Below are 18,321 nucleotides of genomic sequence, written 5' to 3'. Positions count from 1 at the left end.
GTGGCGCACGCCCCGGCCCGGTTGCGTTATACCAACCCGTATTGCCGCGTCAGCAGCGAATGCAATAGCGGCCCGAGCGTCTCCAGCGAGGCCGGCGACAGGATGTCTGCGTGTTCGCAGCCTTGGTGATGGCAGATCAACCCATCCAGATACGGCGCCCACACGGCGTTGATATCCATCAATGGCGGCAGCGTCCGGTCGGCGACGAACAGCGTTGCCGTGCCGTGGAAACGCTGACTGCGCGCCTGAGAAAGAAGGCGCACCGCGTCGCGGTAGTTGGCGACAATGCTGTCAAACATCGCCGCCTTCTCCGCCATCAGCGCCGGATCGCCATGATCTTCCGCCATAAACTCGGCCTGTTCCTGCGCCACCTCCTTCTGCGCCTCTTCCTCGGTGGGGCCGGTCCAGTCCTGGCCTTCCGGCGGATAGGTATCCAGCATGCCGAGGAACGCCACCTCTTCACCCTGCTGCTGCAGACGCGCGGCCATCGAATGCGCCAGCGTGCCGCCGAGCGAATAGCCCAGCAGGTAGTAAGGCCCCTGCGGCTGCAGGCGGCGCAGAGTGGCGAGATGACGATCGACCATCTGCTCAATGTCCTCACAGGTGGCGATGACGCCGTCCGGTCTTGGCGACTGCAGGCCTATGATCGGGTAACTCCCCGACAGATACCGGCTCAGCCCCGAGTACTGCCAGGCGAAACCGGAAGCCGGATGCAGGCAGAACAACGCCGGGCCTTGGCCGGCCCGCAGCTGCAGGCATTCGCCGACGCCGCGGCTCTCGGCCGAGCCGGCGGCCTGCACGTCATCAAGCAGATGCGCCATCTTCTCCAGGCTGCGGGCGAACATGATTTGCCCGACGGTCAATGGCCGAGGGACGCGCCGCCGCAATTCCGCCGCCAGACGCATCGCCAGCAGCGAGTGGCCGCCCAGTGCGAAGAAGTCGTCGTCGGCATACACCGTCTCGCGCCCCAGCAGTTCGCCGAACAGCGCCGCCAGCAGGCGCTCGCTGTCGCTGTGCGGCGCGCGGCCGCTCTGCGGGTTCAGCTGCGGCCGTGGCAACGCCTTGCGATCCAGCTTGCCGCTGGCGCTGAGCGGGAAGCTGTCGGTCATGACATAGCTGACCGGCATCATATGCGCCGGCAAACGCGCCTCCAGCGCCTGATGCAGTACGGCGGTATCCAGCGTCACGCCCGGTTGGGCGATCAGCCAGGCGACCAACTGCCGCATATCGGCGCCGCCCAGTCCCGTCGCGCCCTCGCCCAGTTCGATGGCGTGCACCGCCGCTTGCGCTACCCCCGGCTGCGCCAGCAGCGCCTGCTCGATTTCACCCAGCTCGATGCGCTGGCCGCGGATCTTCAGCTGATCGTCGCTGCGGCCCAAATACTCGACGCTGCCGTCCTCCAGCCAGCGGGCGATATCGCCGGTACGATACATGCGCGCGCCGTTGCCGGCGGGATCGGCGACAAACCGCTGCGCCGTTAATCCCGGCCGATGCAGATAGCCGTCGGCCAGCTGAATGCCGCGCAGGTAGAGATCGCCGGCGCAGCCGACGGGCACCGGCCGCAGCATGGCGTCGAGAATGCTCAGTTGGGTGTTCCAGACCGGTTTGCCGATCGGCACGCCGGCGCCGCTCACCGCCGCCAATGCCTCGCCGGACGCCGGTTGATAGGTAACATCGACCGCTGCCTCCGTCGGGCCATACAGGTTATGCAGCGGCGCGGCAACCAATGCCTGATAGCGGGAAGCCAGTTCACACGACAGCGCTTCGCCGCTGCAGAACACGCGTTTCAGGCTGGCGGCGGCGCGCTGCGGCGCCCGTTCGTTCAGCGCCTCAACCCAGATAGCCAACATCGACGGAACGAAATGCAGCGTGGTCACGCCATAGTCGTCGATCAAGGTCGTCAGCGCCTGCGGATCGCGGTGCGCCTCCGGCGGCGCCATCACCAGGCGCGCGCCGACCATCAGCGGCCAGAATAACTCCCAAACGGAAACGTCGAAGCTGCACGGCGTTTTCTGCAGGACCACGTCCTGCGCATCAAGCGCATACTCATGCTGCATCCAGAACAGGCGGTTGACGATCGCCCGGTGGTTCACCACCACCCCTTTCGGCCGCCCGGTAGAGCCGGAGGTATACAGCACGTAGGCGGGATAATCGCCGCTCCTCGCCGCTGGGCGCGGTGCCGGTTCGCGCCCGCTGTCGTCCAGCGCATCGAACCGCAGCGTCGGCGCCAGCGCGGCGAAGCGGGCATCCAACGCGCTCTCGGTAACGATCAGCCGTGGTTTGGCGTCCTCCACCATGTAGGCCAGCCGCTCGTCCGGATAGCCGGTATCCAGCGGCAGCCAGGCGGCGCCGGTCTGCACAATCGCCGTCAGCGCCAGGCTGAGGCGCACCGAACGCGGCAACGCCACCGCGACGATATCGCCCGGCTGAATGCCGGCCGCCGTCAGCCGTTCGGCCAACAGCGCGGCCTGGCGCTGCATGTCACGGTAGCTGAGGCTGTGCCCGGCGTCCTGCAGCGCGATGCGTTCCGGCGTGCGCCTCGCTTGATCGGCGATCGCCTGATGCAAGGTGGTGTCCGCCACCGCCTGCCCGGTGCGGTTGACCGCCGCGACCAGCGCCTGCTCCTGCGGGGTTTGCAATTGCCAGCGCGGCAGCGGCAGATCCGGTTGCGCTATCCATTGTTGCAGCAGCGCCATCAGCCGTGCGGCGAAGCGTTCAGGCTGCGGCACCGAATCGCGGTACTCCATCAGCAGACGCAGGCGCTCGCCCGGCAGCACCAGCAGCGTCAGCGGATAGTGGGTATAGCCTTTGTTACGGATGGCATCGCAGCGCAAGGAACCTGCGCCGCCAAGCAAGGCGTCGTTGTCCGGGTAGTTTTCCACCACCAACAGCGTGTCGAACAGCGTGCCCGCCCCGGCCAGATGCTGGATCTCTCCCAAGCCCAAGTCGTCGTGCTCCAGCAGTTCAATCTGCCGATGCTGCAGTTCGGTCAGTTGATCCGTCAACGAACGGTCATGCTGCAGACGAACCCGCACCGGCAGCGTGTTGCTGAACAGGCCAACGTGTTCCTCAATCCCTTCTATCTGGCCAAAGCGGCCGGAAACCGGCGAGCCGAACACCACGTCCTGATGGCCGCAACAGCTGGCCAGCTGCAGCGCCCAGATGCCCTGCATCAGGGTATTGAGCGTCAGCCCGCGCTCGCGGCACAGGGTCAGCAAGCGCCTTTCCTCGGCCGGCGGCAGCGTCATTTCCAACTCATGCACGCTATCGTCATGCGATTCACCGAACAACAACGTCGGGCGCACATCCTGCAGCGTCTCACGCCAGAGGCGGCGCGAGGCGTCGGCATCCCGCGCGGTCAGGCGGCGCACGATATCGGCGTAGTTCGAGCGCAGCGGCGGCAACGCCTGCTCGCCTTCACGCAGGGCCAGCATCAGATCGTTGAGCACCACCGGCGTCGACCAGCCGTCGACAATCAGATGGTGTGCGTTAAGGAACAGCGTGTAGCGTTCGCTATCGCCGTGTTTGATCCGCAGCGCATGCAACATCGCGCCCGGCTGGTTAAACAGATCGCGCTGCAGCTCTTCCTGTTCCAGTTCATGCAGCGCCTGCGTTTCTTGCTCTTCGGACAGCGGCGGCAGCTTACGGCTGTCCAGCGGCCAATGGCTTTCCTGCGGTATCAGTTGCAGCGGTTCGCCCTCGCGGTTGAACCGGGCGGCCAGCTGCGGATGGCGGCGGATCACCGCATTCAGCGCTTGCTGGAGTTGATGTTCGTCCAGCTCGCCGCAGAGGCTCAGGCGCGTCAGCGAGTTATAGCTGCCGCCCTGCTGCGCCGTCTGCGCATGGAACAGCAGGCCATGTTGCAACGGCAACAGCGGCAGCGCCGCGGCCAACGGCCCGCACTCTTGCTCCCAGGCGCGCACCGTCTCATCGTCAACGTTCGGCTGGGCGATCTCGGCCGCCACCAACGTTGCCGCCGCGCGTTCGGGATGACGCTCGGCAAACTCGCACAGTGAACGCACCGCTTGCTCGATGCCGCTGTGCAGCTGCGCAATGTCGCTCTCGCTGAAAATCGCCTCCAGCCAGCTCCAGTTGATCGCCAGGCAGGCGCCGTCGCGCCGCTCTTCGACAAAGATATTCACCTCCAGGCCATACGACAGCGCCTGTTGCGCATCCTGCGCCACGGCGAAGGCGTCGCGGAAGCGGGTTTGGCTGCGTTGCGGCGTCCAGTGCCCCTCATCCTGGCTGAAACGCCCGAGGTAGTTGAACAAGATCTCCGGCGCATTGCGCTGCGCCAGCGCCGCCAGTTCGTCACGCTGCGGATGCAGATAACGCAGCTGGCCATAACCGACGCCGCGATCGGCCACCGCTCGCGTCGCCCGTTTCACCGCACGCACGGCCTCATTGTGCTCAGCGTCATGCAGTTCAATGTGCAGCGGATACTCCGCCGTCAGCCAGCCGACAGTGCGGGCCAGATCGAGTCCGTCGTCCAGTTCTGCGCGGCCGTGCGACTCCAGAGAGAAACGCAGCGAAGCGGCCTGGAAACGGCGGCGGCAGGCCTGAGCCAGCGCGCACAGCATGATCTCTTCAACCTGCGCGCGGTATCCCTGCGGCAATGTGCCGAGCAGCGCGGCGGTCAGCCGGCTGTCGAGTAACGTGCGTTTTTCCGATACGTCGCCAGTGCGATCGCTAAGCGGATCCAGCGCGCGTCGCCCCAAACGCGGTGCGCCGTCCGCCAGCATCTGCCGCCAGAACGGCAGCTCGGCTTCCCGGCGTTCAGCGTCGGCTCGTAGGCGTGCAGACCACTCATAGAGCGAGGTTTCTTCCGGCGGCAAGGTGATTGGCTGCCCCTGCATGGCGCTGTCGGCCACCTGCCGCAGCTCGTCGAGCAGGATGCGCCAGGAAACGCCGTCGACTACCAGGTGATGGATCGCCAGCACCAGCCCCAGGCTCTGCCCGTCGCGCTGCAACAGGATGCCTTGCATCATGGTGCCTGCAGCCGGTTCGAGATGGTCAAGTGCGGCATCAAACGCCTGTTCCGCCGCTAACTCCAGCTCACCGGATACGTTATGAACCTGCATCAGCTCACCGGCGGCGGCGGTTTCAACCACCAACTGCCCCTCGCGGATCCGCGCGCCCAGCGCCGGGTGCGCCGTACGCAGCTGTTCCAATGCATAACGCAGCTGTTCCGGTTGCAGCTCGGCAGGCACGCGCAGAAAAACGCCGTGCGCGAAGCGACGATGCATATCGCCCGTCTCGGCAAACCAATGCAGGATCGGCAGCCCGTCGATCGGGCCTTGTTGCACGCTGCGCGCAGCCTGAGAGTCTACGGCCAGCGGCTGCATCGCCTGCGCCATGCGCGCGGGGGTGTGCAGCGCGAAGATCTCGCGCGGCCGCAGCAGATACCCTTTGCGCCGCAGGGCGGTGCCCAGCCCCATCGCCGAGATGCTGTCGCCGCCGAGCGCGAAGAAATCGTCGTCGGCGCCGATACGATCCATCCCCAGCAGCTGCGCCATGGCGCCGCAAATCAGCCTTTCCTGCTCGGTGGCCGGCTCGCGAATGCTTTGCGCCAGCGTCTCCTGCGGTTTGGGCAGCGCCTGGCGGTCAATCTTGCCATTCACGTTAAGCGGCAGCTCCGGCATCACCACCAGGATCGCCGGCACCATATAATCCGGCAGACGTTGCGCCAACTGCCCCAGCAGCTCGCTTTGCAGCGAGGGTGAGGCACGGCGCGCGTCATCCTGCACCGAACAGTAGCCGATCAGGCGATAGGTGGCGCCGATCGGCTCGGCGATCGCTACCGCCCGCCCCACGTCCGGCAAGGCGGCCAGCGCGCTTTCCACCTCACCCAGCTCGACGCGGAAACCACGCACCTTGATTTGGTGATCGGTCCGGCCAATGAACACCAACTGGCCCTCAGCGCTCCAGCGCATCAGATCGCCGCTGCGGTACATCACTTCGCCTTCGGCGAACGGATTGGCGACAAAGCGCGCCGCCGTCAGATCCGGGCGCCGCAGGTACCCGCGCGCGATGCCTTTGCCGGAAATGTACAGCTCGCCCGCCGCGCCGATCGGCACCGGCTGCAGGCGGCCGTCGAGCAGCCAGACTTCGGTATTGGCGAGGGGACGGCCAATCACCGGCTGTTCGGCGGCCGTGACCGGCGCGCCGAGGGTATCGACGGTGTATTCGGACGGGCCGTAATAGTTGTGGATCTCCACCTCCGGATGCTGCTGCATCAGGTTCCACAGCGTCGGCGTTGCCGCCTCGCCGCCGATCATCACGAATGCCGGCAGCGGGAACTGCCCCTTCAGCAGGCCGCAGTCCACCAGTTGCGAGAAGAATGACGGCGTGATGTCCAGCAGATCGATCGGCGTCTGTTGGGTTTGTTCGAGCAGCGCCCAGGGATCGCGGCGCAGCTCCTCATCGAAGATGACCAGTTCGCTGCCCATCATCATGCAGAACAGCGGTTCCCAGGAGGAGTCGAAAGAGAACGAAGCGGTATGGCCGGCGCGCAGGCGGCGCCCATGGCGAGCCTGGAATTTTTCGATCGCCGGGCCAAACAGCGAGGCCTGATGCGACAGGAACAGGTTCAGCAGCCCGCGGTGCGTGGACATCACGCCTTTGGGTTTGCCGGTCGAACCGGAGGTGTAAATCATATAGGCCAGATGCGCCTCGTTCAGCGGCGCACGCCGTTCGGCATCCGTTATCGGCGCAGCTTCGGCGGCCGCGCAGCGCGCCAGGCACGCTGCGTCGTCCAGGCACAATACCTGTGGCAGATCCGGCATATTGGCCTGCGTCACGCGGTGGGTCAGCAACATCGCCGGTCGCGCGTCGTCGCACATCAGCGCCAGGCGTTCACGCGGGTAATCCAGATCGAGCGGCATATAGGCCGCGCCGCTGGCCAACACGCCGAACAGCGCGACCAGCGTGTCCACCGAGCGCGGAATGCCGATGGCGACCACGTCTTCCGCGCCGATGCCGCTTTCGATCAGCACTCGCCCCAGCTGCATCACCCGTTCGGAAAGCTGACGGTAGCTGAGGCGCACATCGCCGCAGGCCACCGCCAGCGCCTCGGGCTGCCGCTCAACCTGGCGCTGAAACGCATCCATGATTGACACCATGCCTGCCGGCGGCGTCAGATGCGCGCCGCGCCCCCAGGCCGCGAGCTGCTTTAACTCCCCTTCGCCGATCAACGTCAGTTGACCGTTCGGCTGGTGCGGCTGCCGCGCCAGTTGCTGCAGCCAATGGCCGATGCGCTCCGCGTGGTGATGCAAGGTGCGCGGCGAGTATTTGGCCGGGCTGGCCACCAACGACAGCGTCAGCACGCCGTTGCGAAAGCCGATCTCAAACTCGAGATCGTCGACCGGCCCCATCGCCAGCGTATGGGTAACGGCCGCCTGGCCGTCGAAGGACAAGGCGCTGTGGTAAACCTTGACGTTGATCACCGGGCCGTACAGTTCCTGATGGCCGCCGACCAGGCCGAGATCGCGTTTGATCTGCTCCGCTTCATAGCGTTGATGGCGGCGCGCCTGTTTGATTTGCGCCACGGTCGCCTGGCAGACGTCCGCCAGCGACATCTCCGGCGTCACATTCAGCAGCAGCGGCAGCACGTTAACCACCGGGCCGACCGCCGCCAGCGCCTGGGAGCCCATACGGCGCATGAAAGGAAAACCGAGTGAAAAACGGGTTTCGCCGCTCATGCGCGCCAGATACATCGCCAGCGCCGCCGTGACGATATCGGCCGGTTGCAGCGACTGCAGCGCGCCATCGCGCAGCGCTTCGTCAAACAGCGATTCCGGCAGCACCAGCGCCTGTTTGAGCGGCCGGGCGCCCGGTTCAACCTCCCGACTCTCCGTCGATAACGACAGCGGCGACGGCAAATCGCGCAGATGCTGTTGCCAGAATTCGGCCGCCCGCCGGCGCGCCGGCGACGTTTGCCATTGCTGAAACTCTTCCACCACCTTGCCGAACGGGGTAAACGGCGATGCCGCCGGCGACAGTCCGTGACGCAGCGCGCGATAGATATCGGCGATCCGGCGGGTGATGGCCTCGAAGCTGAAGCCGTCCAGGGTCAGATGATGAAAGCGCTGGTACCAGAACCAGCGATCGGCGCTGACGCGGATCACCGCATGGCGATAGAGCGGCCGTTCGCCGTCCGCCGGCAGATCCTGCGCCAGATCGTTGTTCATCAGCGCCAGCGCCGCCTGCTCGGCGTCCGGCCGGGCGCTGAAATCGAACCACTCCGGCGCCTGCACGCGTGCGGGATCGGCTATCAGCGGTAAACGCTGCACCGGCTGGCCGTCCTGCGCCTCAAAGAATCGCGCCTGAACCGTATCCGCTTCGGCCAGCCCTTGACGGATCGCGCGCTCCAGCGCCGAACGATCGATAGCGCCGTGCAGTTCGGTGTAGTGCGCCACGGCGAAGCTGTTGCGGCGCAGCGCGATTTGGTCGGCGATCCAGATCCCCGGTTGCGCAGCAACCAGCGGATAATCCCGATACTCGACCTGAGTATCCGGTAAAGAAAGCGTTTCTGACATGGTGTCTGTCCTTTCCCTCAAACGGAATATATCGATTGACTGCCAGGCGCTTAACGCGCCGCATCCGCCGCTTTCAGCGCCGCCGGCCGCATGTCCTGCCAGTGCGTTTCGATGTAGTCGATGCACTCGCCGCGCGACGCCGGCCCCATCAGCACGCGCCACCCCTGCGGCGTATCGGCAAACTGCGGCCACAGCGAATACTGCTGCTGCGCGTTGACCAGCACGGAGAAACGGAGGCTTTCGTCATCGAACGGGTTTTGTTGTTCCTGAGTCATTTTCATTACCTGTCTGTCAAAATGTGGGATTACTTCATTGCGGAAAGCAGCCGGCGCACGCCGTCCACCAGACCGCCGCGCCAGCAGAGCGCGTCATGTCCGCCGGAATACACGCGGTATTCGGCGCGGTGCCCGGCCGCCGTCAGCGCCTGGTGCATCTGGCGATTGACGAATTCGATGTCCGCCTCCCGATCGCCGGCCTGTTGGATCACGGTGAGCTTGGGTGCCGCCGCGTTGCGCTGCCGAACCTGGCGTATCAGCCAGCCTTCCTCCAGTTCGTGGCGTTTTTCGAACTGGGTCACAAATTGCACCGTAGGCCACCAGAAGGAGCCGGACTGGCTCAGCACGTGGCCGAAGCGCTCTGGCCAGTGCAAACCGGCGTATAACGCCGCCAGCCCGCCGTAGCTCTGGCCGGCGACCACGGTGCGCGCCCCAGTCTCGCTGAACGCTTCGCGGCGCTGCGCCTGCGGCAGCAGTTCGTCGATCACCGCCTGCCAGAAGACGGCGTTGCAGGGCAGCTCGTTTTCCCGGTATTCACCATCGATCGCATCGATCAGCAACCAGCACGCGGGCGGCAACTGCCCTTTTGCGGTTTCGTTCTCGATCACCGGCAGCAGCGCATGCCTTTCGATCCAGTTTTGGCCGTCGAGCAGCAGCACCAGCGGGCGGTTCGCTTTCACCGCCGCGTCGCCGCTGGCATACAGCCAAACGCGCCGCTGGTTACCCAGCCGTTCGCTGTGCCACTGAAATCGCTGTAGCCGCGCCTCATCCAGCGGCCGATCGGCGGCCTGCCAGGCGCTTTGATCGTCGGCATCCGGCCCTTGCGCCAGGGATACGGACCGCGGGCGATGAGACGGCCCCAGCGAGAGCCGATTCAGCGGATCGGCTCTCGCCAACGGGAACAGCGATACCCACCAGGCACGCTGCTGGCGGTCGCGTAACGTTTCGTCGTCGCTGAAGACGGGGGGGAGATCTCGCTCGGTAATGGGGATCAGGCTGTAGCTGCCGCGCCAGCGGCGATCGATAACGGCCGAGCCGTACCAAACGTCAGTGCCAGGGAGCCTGGTCAGGCTGCTGGGGGACGTGCTGTGGTGATTGGTAATGCCGTTGATATCGGCGTAAACGCGGCATATCGGCGAGTGCCGTTCATCGCCGGCGGGGTCGCGCCATAGCCAGGTCATTTTGACGTGGCGTTTGTCGAGCGCGTCGACGATGGGCGTGCCCTGCGCGGCAACCTTCTGCCACCACACGGATTGCCCTGCCGCCTCTTCACGCAGCCATTGCGCCGCCAATCCCTCAAGGTCGTTTCCTGGCCTCTTTTCCGGCAAAAACTCCATAGCGCCCCTTACATAACATGAGTGATTTTTACAAAACCTGACAATCGTATTGATACTCATTATCATTTTCAATACTATTTGTCGGATTTTTACCGTCGTGCACATACGGCGTCTCCGCGTCGACGGGTGAATACCGCTCGCCGATATTTCGGGGTTTATCAGGGTGGCATAACACACAACGCAGGTATGCAGGAGAGATAATGAAGATTAAAAACAAAGGGATAGCTAACGGGAATGCGGAGGCGATGTCCGCCAGGCATCTGTTGCTGGGATCGGCGCTGGCGTTATTGCCCTTGGCGCAACACGCGTCTGCGGCAGCGGACGAAACGATTTTGGTGACCGCCGACGCGCAAAACAGCGTGACCGCGCCGGTCAAAGGGATCGTCGCCAAAGAGAGCGCCGCCGGCACCAAGACCGCCGCCTCTCTGCGCAAGACGCCGCAGTCCATCTCGGTGGTCACGCGCGAGCAAATGAACGACCAGGAGCCGGCGTCGGTCGCCGACGCGCTGAACTACACCAGCGGAGTGATCACCACCTACCGCGGCAACTCCAACCGCAATGACGAAGTGATCAGCCGCGGCTTCCGCTATGCGCCCAAACTGCTCGACGGTCTGCACTTTGGCCTCTCGAGCCAAAATGGCGGCGCCGGGCAGATCGACCCCTGGCTGCTGGAGCGCGTGGAGATGGTGCACGGCCCGGCCGGCGTGCTGTACGGCCAGGTCAGCCCCGGCGGCGTGGTGGTGATGACCAGTAAACGCCCTACCGCCCAGAGCATTCACGAAGTCAAATTCAGCACCGGCAACCGCCATCTGGCGGAAACGGCGTTCGATTTCGGCGGCAAACTCAACGACGACAACACCCTGTTCTATCGCCTGAACGGTATCGCCAGAACCGAGCACGAGTTCGTCAAAGACAGCAAGCAGCAACGGGTGGCCATCGCGCCGGCCTTCACCTGGCTGCCGAACGAAGACACCAGCTTTACGCTGCTGACCAGCTACCAGAACGATCCGAAAGCCGGGTCGCGCAACTTCCTGCCGCGCGCCGGCACGCTGTTCCCGACCAGCGCGGGTTACGTGCCCTATGACTTCAACGTCAGCGAGCCCAGCTTCAACAAATCGCGGCGCGAGCAGGCGTCGATCGGTTACAGCCTCGAGCACAACTTCAGCGATGCGCTGTCGTTTACCCAGAACCTGCGCTTCACTCACCGCGATGAAGACTATAAATATCTGGTCTATAACGTAAATTCTGACGTTAACGACCACACCGTGACGCGCAGGGCGCAGCATGAAACGCAGATGACCAACGAGTTTGGCGTGGATAACCAGCTGAAGGGCCTGTTCGATACCGGCGAGGTGAAGCACACCGTGCTGGGCGGGCTGGATTACCGCTACAGCCATAGCGATTCGAAGATGTATCGCGATCGCGGCAACGATTACCCGATCGACTGGGCCAATCCGGTTCGCCCCAGCATTGATGGCAGCGCGCTGACGCTGGTTTCCAGCGAATTGAAGACGCTGAATCAGGTCGGGGTGTATCTGCAGGATCAGCTGGAGTGGAATAACTGGAACCTGCTGCTGTCCGGCCGCCAGGACTGGTCGCAGGTCAACACCCGCGATCGCACCGCCGGCGGCAAAGAGCAGACCTACAACGATGCCCAGTTCACCGGCCGCGCGGGGCTGCTCTACGCCTTCGACAACGGCATTTCGCCGTATGTCAGCTACAGCACCTCGTTCGATCCTAACCTGTATCCGAGCGCGCCGGGCGCCGATCCGCTCAAGCCGACCACCGGCAAACAGACCGAGGTGGGCGTGAAGTACCAGATCCCGGGCGGCAATACCCTGCTGACCCTCTCCTGGTTCGACATTACCCAGCGCAATGTGGCGTCCTATAACCGTCTCACCTCCGCCTACGAGCAGATTGGCGAGGTGAAATCCAAGGGGATTGAGGCGGAAGTGCACGCTCAGCCGACGCCGGCGATCAAGCTGACCGCCGCCTATACCTACACCGACGTAGTGACCAAAGACTCCAACTCGGCGGACGAAATCGGCCACAGCCCGGCGGGCATCCCGCGCCACGCGGCGTCCGCCTGGGGCAGCTACAGCTTCCTGAGCGGCGCGCTGAACGGCCTGACCGTCGGCAGCGGCGTGCGTTACATCGGCGATGCGCCGGCCGACGCCACCGGCCAGTACGACGTGCCGCACTACACGCTGTACGACGCCATGGTGAAGTATGACCTCGGTCAGGCTTCGTCGGCGCTGCGCGGCGCGGCGCTGCAGCTCAACGTGCAGAACCTGACGGACAAGAAATACGTTTCGTCGTGCAGCGGCGAGTATGCCTGCTTCTACGGCAGCGGCCGCAGCATTATCGCTTCGGTCAACTACCGCTGGTAACGACAAGGGGCGGCCATCGCCGCCCCTTTCTTCCGCCTTTCTCGCCGCCTTTACTCCTGCTTCAATTCCCGCAGGTGCTTGTACACCGTGGCGCGCCCCATCGACAGCACGTTGGCGATGTAATCCGCCGCGCTTTTGGCCTTGAACGCCCCCTGATGATAGAGATCGCTGACCAGCCGCCGTTTCTGCTCGCGGCTCAGTGAGCCGAGCGCAGCGTTCTCGCGCCGCAGCCAGTCATGCAGGAAGGTGTTGATCTTCTCCTGCCAGTCGTCTTTGAACAGCTGTTGCGGCTGCGGCTGCAATCGCGTGACCGATAAAAACATGTCCAGCGCATTGCGGGCGTCCTCGAACATCGCGGTGCTCAGGTTGATGCACAGCAGATAGCTGGGCTTGCCCTGCTCGTCGCGCGCGGCGATGCTCACCGAACGCATTTTTTTGCCGTCCCAGTTCAGCTTTTCATAGGGGCCGGTCACGCCGGCGCCGCCATCGAGCTCGAAGTCTTCCAGCCCGGCGTCATCGCCCGGTTTGCGCTTCGACAGGTTGTTCGCCAGATAGGCAATCTTGTTGGTGGCCAAATCGTGGATCACCACTTCCGCATTCGGGAAAAACAGCGCGGCGATGCCGTCGGCGACCGATCGCAAAAGGTCGAGTTGAGAAGAAGAGTTCGGCACGCTGGGGGTCTCCGTATAGCCCGGTTTGGTTTGCGGTTCAGCCGCTTAGCATACCGCAGTTGCCGCCGCTTGCCGAGCGGAGCGGCGGCAAGCGGCGTATCCTTCGCCGGTTATTCCGCCTCGGCGCCGCGCCGATAAAACACGTAGCTCTCGCGCGCCACGCTGTCGCGGACCCGATAGCGCCAGATCAGGCCGAGCGTGGTAAACCACAGCGGCATGCTGCACAACGCGATCAGCGTATCGCGATCGAACACCATCAGCACCAGCGTAAAGGCGAAAAATGCCAGCGTCAGCCAGGCCATCGCTACCCCGCCCGGCATTTTGAAGTGGGAAGCGGCGTGCAGATCCGGCCGCTTCTGGCGATACACCAGGTAGGCGACCAAAATCATACCCCAGCTGTAAACCACCAGGATCGCCGCCACGGTAGAGACAATGGTGAACAGCGTCATGACGTTCGGCACCAGTGCCAGCAGCAAGGTGCCGGCCACCATGCAGAAGCAGGAAAACAGCAGGCTGCGGATCGGAATGGCCGTGGTGCGCGACAGAATGCGGAACTGACCGTGGGCATGCTTTTCCATCGACAGGCTGTACAGCATGCGGGTGCTGGAATACACCCCGCTGTTGGCCGAGGACATCGCCGAAGTCAGCACCACGAAGTTGATCACCGCGGCGGCGGCCGGCAGCCCCGCCCGATCGAACAGCATCACGAACGGGCTGCTGTCCGGCGAGATGTGGCTCCATGAGGTGACGGCAATAATGGTCAGCATCGAGCACACGTAGAAGACGATGATGCGGGCCGGGATCGCGTTGATCGCCTTCGGCAGCACCTTCTCGGGGTTTTTGGTCTCCGCCGACATCGTGCCCAGCAGCTCGATGCCGGTGCAGGAGAAAATGGCGATCTGGAAACCGGCGAAAAAGCCGAAGATGCCGTGCGGCATGAAAATGGCGGGATCGGTGACGTTATGCAGCGAAGCGGTCACGCCGTCCGGCGAAGTCCAGCCGCTGAACACCATCCAGGCGCCGGTAGCGATCAACGCGACGATCGCCACCACCTTGATCATCGCGAACCAGAATTCGGCTTCGCCGAACATCTTGACCGACAGCATGTTGAACAGACACAGAAACCCCAGCGTCAGCAGCGCCGGCAACCAGGGCGAGACGTCTGGCAGCCAATATTGCACGTAGCCGCCGCACACCACCACGTCGGCAATGCAGGTTACGACCCAGCTCAGCCAGTAGGACCAGCCGAGAAAAAAGCTGGCGCGCGGCCCCAGGTATTCGGAGACAAAATCGGCGAACGAGCGGTAATCGAGCCGCGTGAGCAGCAGCTCCCCCATCGCTCTCATCACCATGAACATGAAAAAACCGACGATGGCGTAAGTCAGTACGATGGAGGTGCCCGATAGCGCGAGGGTTTTCCCGGCGCCCATAAACAGCCCGGTGCCGATGGCGCCGCCGATCGAAATCAGTTGAATGTGGCGCGCACTCAGCCCGCGCTGCAAGGTTTGGGCACAGTGAGGCCCCTCGGCTGAACCTGGGTTCAGCCGATCGCAGTGGTTTTTTGTCATGGTGTTACCTGTCCGTCGTTAAGGCGATTAAGCAACCGATGCGCGGTTGCAGCAGGAATGAAACGCCCGCGGGCGCTCTAACCGGCAAAAAAATTGAGACCAAACGCTGCCCGCCCCGTTGTGACAGGGAGGTAATAATAATGGGTACCAAGAAAATGCTCTCGTGAGCCGTCGTATCGCCCACGTTTGGCGTACAAAGCCTGAGCGTGGTGGGTAAACACTACAATATCAAATGGTTATACTTTCTCTTGTGCAACAAAAAAACGACGCCGGAGCCGTTTTAACATTAATTTAACTCTGGCGAGGGGAAATGCCATTGTCAACATGGCAGTTAAATAAAATGAAACTTTTTGATCACATTCAAGCTTCTGAAAAATAGATAAAAAGGGTTTTTATGCGCTTTATATGCATAAATTATGCATGTGATCGCTCACCGCCGACAAAAAGTAATTAACTATTCATTTACCGCTCTGCAGGCGGCGAAAAACCGTCCGCTGGCCCGATGAGAGGGGGGCTAACAACCGGCATAATTAGTGGTAAATTTAGCGTCGCAAAGTGTTATGCGCTTGCTAATCCACGGTTAAACGAAATAAATACCTCTAATATATAAAGGTTGGTTATGGAAAAGCTATCCTACGCTTCAGACAGCAGCACCACCGCTTGGGCTACATATCTGCAACAAATCGATCGCGTCGCCCCTTACCTCGGTGACCTGTCACGCTGGGTTGATACGCTGCGTCACCCTAAGCGCGCTTTGATTGTCGATATCCCGCTGCAGATGGACGATGGCACCATCCGTCACTTCGAAGGTTTCCGCGTACAGCACAACCTGTCGCGCGGGCCGGGCAAAGGCGGCATCCGCTTCCACCCTGACGTCGATCTGAACGAAGTGATGGCCCTGTCCGCCTGGATGACCATCAAGTGTGCCGCGGTCAACCTGCCGTACGGCGGCGCCAAGGGCGGTATCCGCGTCGACCCGTTCAAACTGTCTGAAGGTGAACTGGAGCGACTGACCCGCCGCTACACCAGTGAAATCGGCTTCATCATCGGGCCACAGAAAGACATTCCTGCGCCGGACGTCGGCACCAACGCCAAAGTGATGGCCTGGATGATGGACACCTACTCCATGAACCACGGCACCACCATCACCGGCGTGGTCACCGGCAAACCCATCCACCTCGGCGGCTCCCTGGGCCGTGAGAAAGCGACCGGCCGCGGCGTGTTCGTCACCGGCAGCGAAGTGGCCAAGCGTCTGGGCGTGCAGATCGAAGGCGCCAAAGTGGCGGTACAAGGCTTCGGTAACGTGGGCAGCGAAGCGGCCCGTCTGTTCGTCGGCGTCGGCGCGCGCGTCGTCACCATCCAGGACCACTCCGCTACCCTGTTCAACGCCGACGGCATCGACCTGGCCGCGCTGACCGAATACCAGGCCAAGCACAAGCAGATCGCCGGCTTCCCTGGCGCCAGCGAGATCGAGAGCGAAGCGTTCTGGTCGGTCGACATGGACATCCTGATCCCTGCGGCGCTGGAAGGCCAGATCACCCGCCAGCGCGCCGAAATCCTCAGCGCCAAACTGGTGCTGGAAGGGGCTAACGGCCCAACCTTCCCAGAAGCGGACGACATTCTGCGTTCCCGCAACATCACCGTGGTTCCGGACGTTATCTGTAACGCCGGCGGCGTAACGGTCAGTTACTTCGAGTGGGTGCAGGACATGGCGAGCTACTTCTGGAGCGAGTCCGAGATCAACGAGCGTATGGACAAGATCATGACCGACGCGATGGTCCACGTCTGGAACAAGGCCGCCGAGAAAGAGTGCAGCCTGCGCACCGCCGCTTACATCGTGGCCTGTGAGCGCATCCTGACCGCACGTAAAGAGCGCGGCATCTACCCAGGTTGATACCCGTATTCCGGCCTGCCCCGGCAGGCCGGATTTTCCTCAGCGCAAACAGCGTTTCAACACCTTACCGGTACTGGTCATCGGCAAGCGTTCGACAAACTCGACGATACGCGGATACTTGAACGCCGCCAGCCGCTCCCGGCTCCAGGCGATCAGCGCTTCTTCCTCGATCGGTTCTTCCGTTTCCTTCAATACCACCACCGCTTTGATCTCTTCGCCCAGCGAAGGATGCTCGACACCGATCACCGCCACCAACGACACCGCCGGATGGCGAATCAGCGCCTCTTCAATCTCGCGCGGATAGACGTTGAACCCGCCGCGAATGATCATGTCCTTGGCACGATCGACGATAAAATAGAAGCCGTCGGCGTCGCGGCGCGCCAGATCGCCGGTGCGAAACCAGCCGTTTTCCAGCACCTCCGCCGTCGCTTCGGGGCGATTCAGATAGCCTTTCATGATGTTGTAACCGCGCACCGCGATCTCCCCCACCTGATCGACACCGTCGATCGGCTGCCCGGTGACGTCGAGCAAGCGAACCTCCACGCCCCAGATCGGTTGGCCGATGGAGCCGGGTTTGGTCACGCGGTGCGGATGGTTAAAGGTGGCGACCGGACTGGTTTCCGACAGCCCATACCCTTCGAGAATGTTGACGCCGAAGCGGCGCGAGAAATCCTCCAGGATCTGCACCGGCAGGCTGGCGCCGCCGGACACCGCCATACGCAGCGTGCTGCGCAAGCGTTCGATATCCGTGTGCTCATCCAGCGCATTCAACAGCGCCCAATACATGGTCGGCACCCCGGCGAAAAAGGTGATGCCGTGCCGTTGCATCAGCGCGATGGCCTGTGCGGCGTCGAAGCGCTCGACCAGCACCAGGGTGGCGGCGGCGGCAAATCCGGCGTTCATCTGCACCGTCGAACCAAACGTGTGGAACAGCGGCAAGGTTACCAGGTGACGATCGGGATTCGCCTCTGAACCGTCGAACAGCCGCACCGATCCCAATGCGTTGAGCACCAGATTGGCGTGGGTCAACTCCGCACCCTTGGCCCGGCCGGTGGTGCCGCTGGTATAGAGCACCACCGCCGTGTCGCTTTCGAGCGTCGCGGCAGACGCGAACTCAGTGGACTGTGCGGCTATCGCCTGGCTGAAACGCTCCCCCTCGAGCGGCAGCCGATCGCCGATAATAAACACCTCGCGGCATTGTTCCGCCTTCGCCGCCGCCCGCAGCGCCTCTTCCCCCAACGGCAGAGTGCTGCTGCCTTCGAAACAGAACAGCGCCACCGCCGCCGAATCCGCCAGGTAATAGTCGAATTCGGCGCTTTTAAGCAAAATATTCAGCGGCACCACCACGGCGCCGCTTTTGAGGATGCCGTAGTAGATAGCCGGAAACTCCGGCCGGTTTGTGCAGGCCAGCGCCACCCGTTCACCGGGCTGCACGCCGCGCGCGACCAGCAAATTCGCCACCCGGTTGGCCATTTCATTCAGCGCCCGATAGCTGAGCGGGATATCGTCCTGTATCACCGCCGGCCGCTCCGGCCAGGTATGCGCACTCTCTTCAAGCAAGGTTGCCAGATTCAGCATCGGGGATCCTCCCTGGGGTTGAGCGACGAGAAAAGCGCCGCAGTATCACGAGTATAGATAGGCGCTTTGCG

8 protein-coding genes are annotated in these 18,321 nt (G+C 63.1%); 2 read left to right on the top strand and 6 right to left on the bottom strand.

Features of this window, described 5'->3' with window-relative positions; all coding sequences use genetic code 11:
* Positions 1-26: 26 nt before the first annotated feature.
* Genes L085_RS16340 through fes form a run of 3 tightly spaced genes read right to left on the bottom strand, consistent with a single transcriptional unit; the run spans position 27 to position 10,149 of the window.
* Entirely contained in the window at positions 27-8,537 is an 8,511-nt protein-coding gene (locus L085_RS16340; RefSeq protein ID WP_044031222.1) for a non-ribosomal peptide synthetase, read from the bottom strand.
* Positions 8,538-8,587: 50 nt separating this feature from the next.
* Positions 8,588-8,812, bottom strand: coding sequence for an MbtH family protein (locus L085_RS16335; RefSeq protein WP_004937955.1), 225 nt, complete (start codon positions 8,810-8,812; stop codon positions 8,588-8,590).
* A gap of 29 nt (positions 8,813-8,841) precedes the next feature.
* Positions 8,842-10,149: an enterochelin esterase gene (gene fes / locus L085_RS16330; protein ID WP_226988544.1), complete on the bottom strand. Its 1,308-nt coding sequence runs from the start codon at positions 10,147-10,149 to the stop codon at positions 8,842-8,844.
* Between the two features lie 200 nt (positions 10,150-10,349).
* On the opposite strand from fes, the gene L085_RS16325 reads away from it, so the two are divergent.
* Complete coding sequence (locus tag L085_RS16325) at positions 10,350-12,539, top strand: TonB-dependent siderophore receptor (protein WP_044031220.1); 2,190 nt, start codon at positions 10,350-10,352, stop codon at positions 12,537-12,539.
* Between the two features lie 50 nt (positions 12,540-12,589).
* Here the strand turns inward: L085_RS16325 and L085_RS16320 are convergent, their stop codons facing one another.
* Positions 12,590-13,210, bottom strand: coding sequence for a PAS domain-containing protein (locus L085_RS16320; RefSeq protein ID WP_044031219.1), 621 nt, complete (start codon positions 13,208-13,210; stop codon positions 12,590-12,592).
* A 110-nt stretch (positions 13,211-13,320) separates the two neighbouring features.
* Positions 13,321-14,778, bottom strand: coding sequence for an amino acid permease (locus L085_RS16315; RefSeq protein WP_044031218.1), 1,458 nt, complete (start codon positions 14,776-14,778; stop codon positions 13,321-13,323).
* Positions 14,779-15,397: 619 nt separating this feature from the next.
* Here L085_RS16315 and L085_RS16310 point away from each other — a divergent pair.
* Positions 15,398-16,672 (top strand): Glu/Leu/Phe/Val dehydrogenase, encoded by a 1,275-nt coding sequence (locus tag L085_RS16310; protein ID WP_004937972.1) that lies wholly within the window; start codon positions 15,398-15,400, stop codon positions 16,670-16,672.
* Between the two features lie 39 nt (positions 16,673-16,711).
* On the opposite strand, the gene L085_RS16305 is transcribed toward L085_RS16310, so the two are convergent.
* A complete protein-coding gene (locus L085_RS16305; RefSeq protein ID WP_044031217.1) occupies positions 16,712-18,250 on the bottom strand; it encodes a long-chain fatty acid--CoA ligase in 1,539 nt (512 codons plus the stop codon).
* Positions 18,251-18,321 lie beyond the last annotated feature (71 nt).

The organism is Serratia sp. FS14, from assembly GCF_000695995.1.
GTDB lineage: Bacteria > Pseudomonadota > Gammaproteobacteria > Enterobacterales > Enterobacteriaceae > Serratia > Serratia nematodiphila.
The sequence above is the reverse complement of the archived record's forward strand: the minus strand, read 5'-3'. Positions and strand labels throughout refer to the sequence as shown.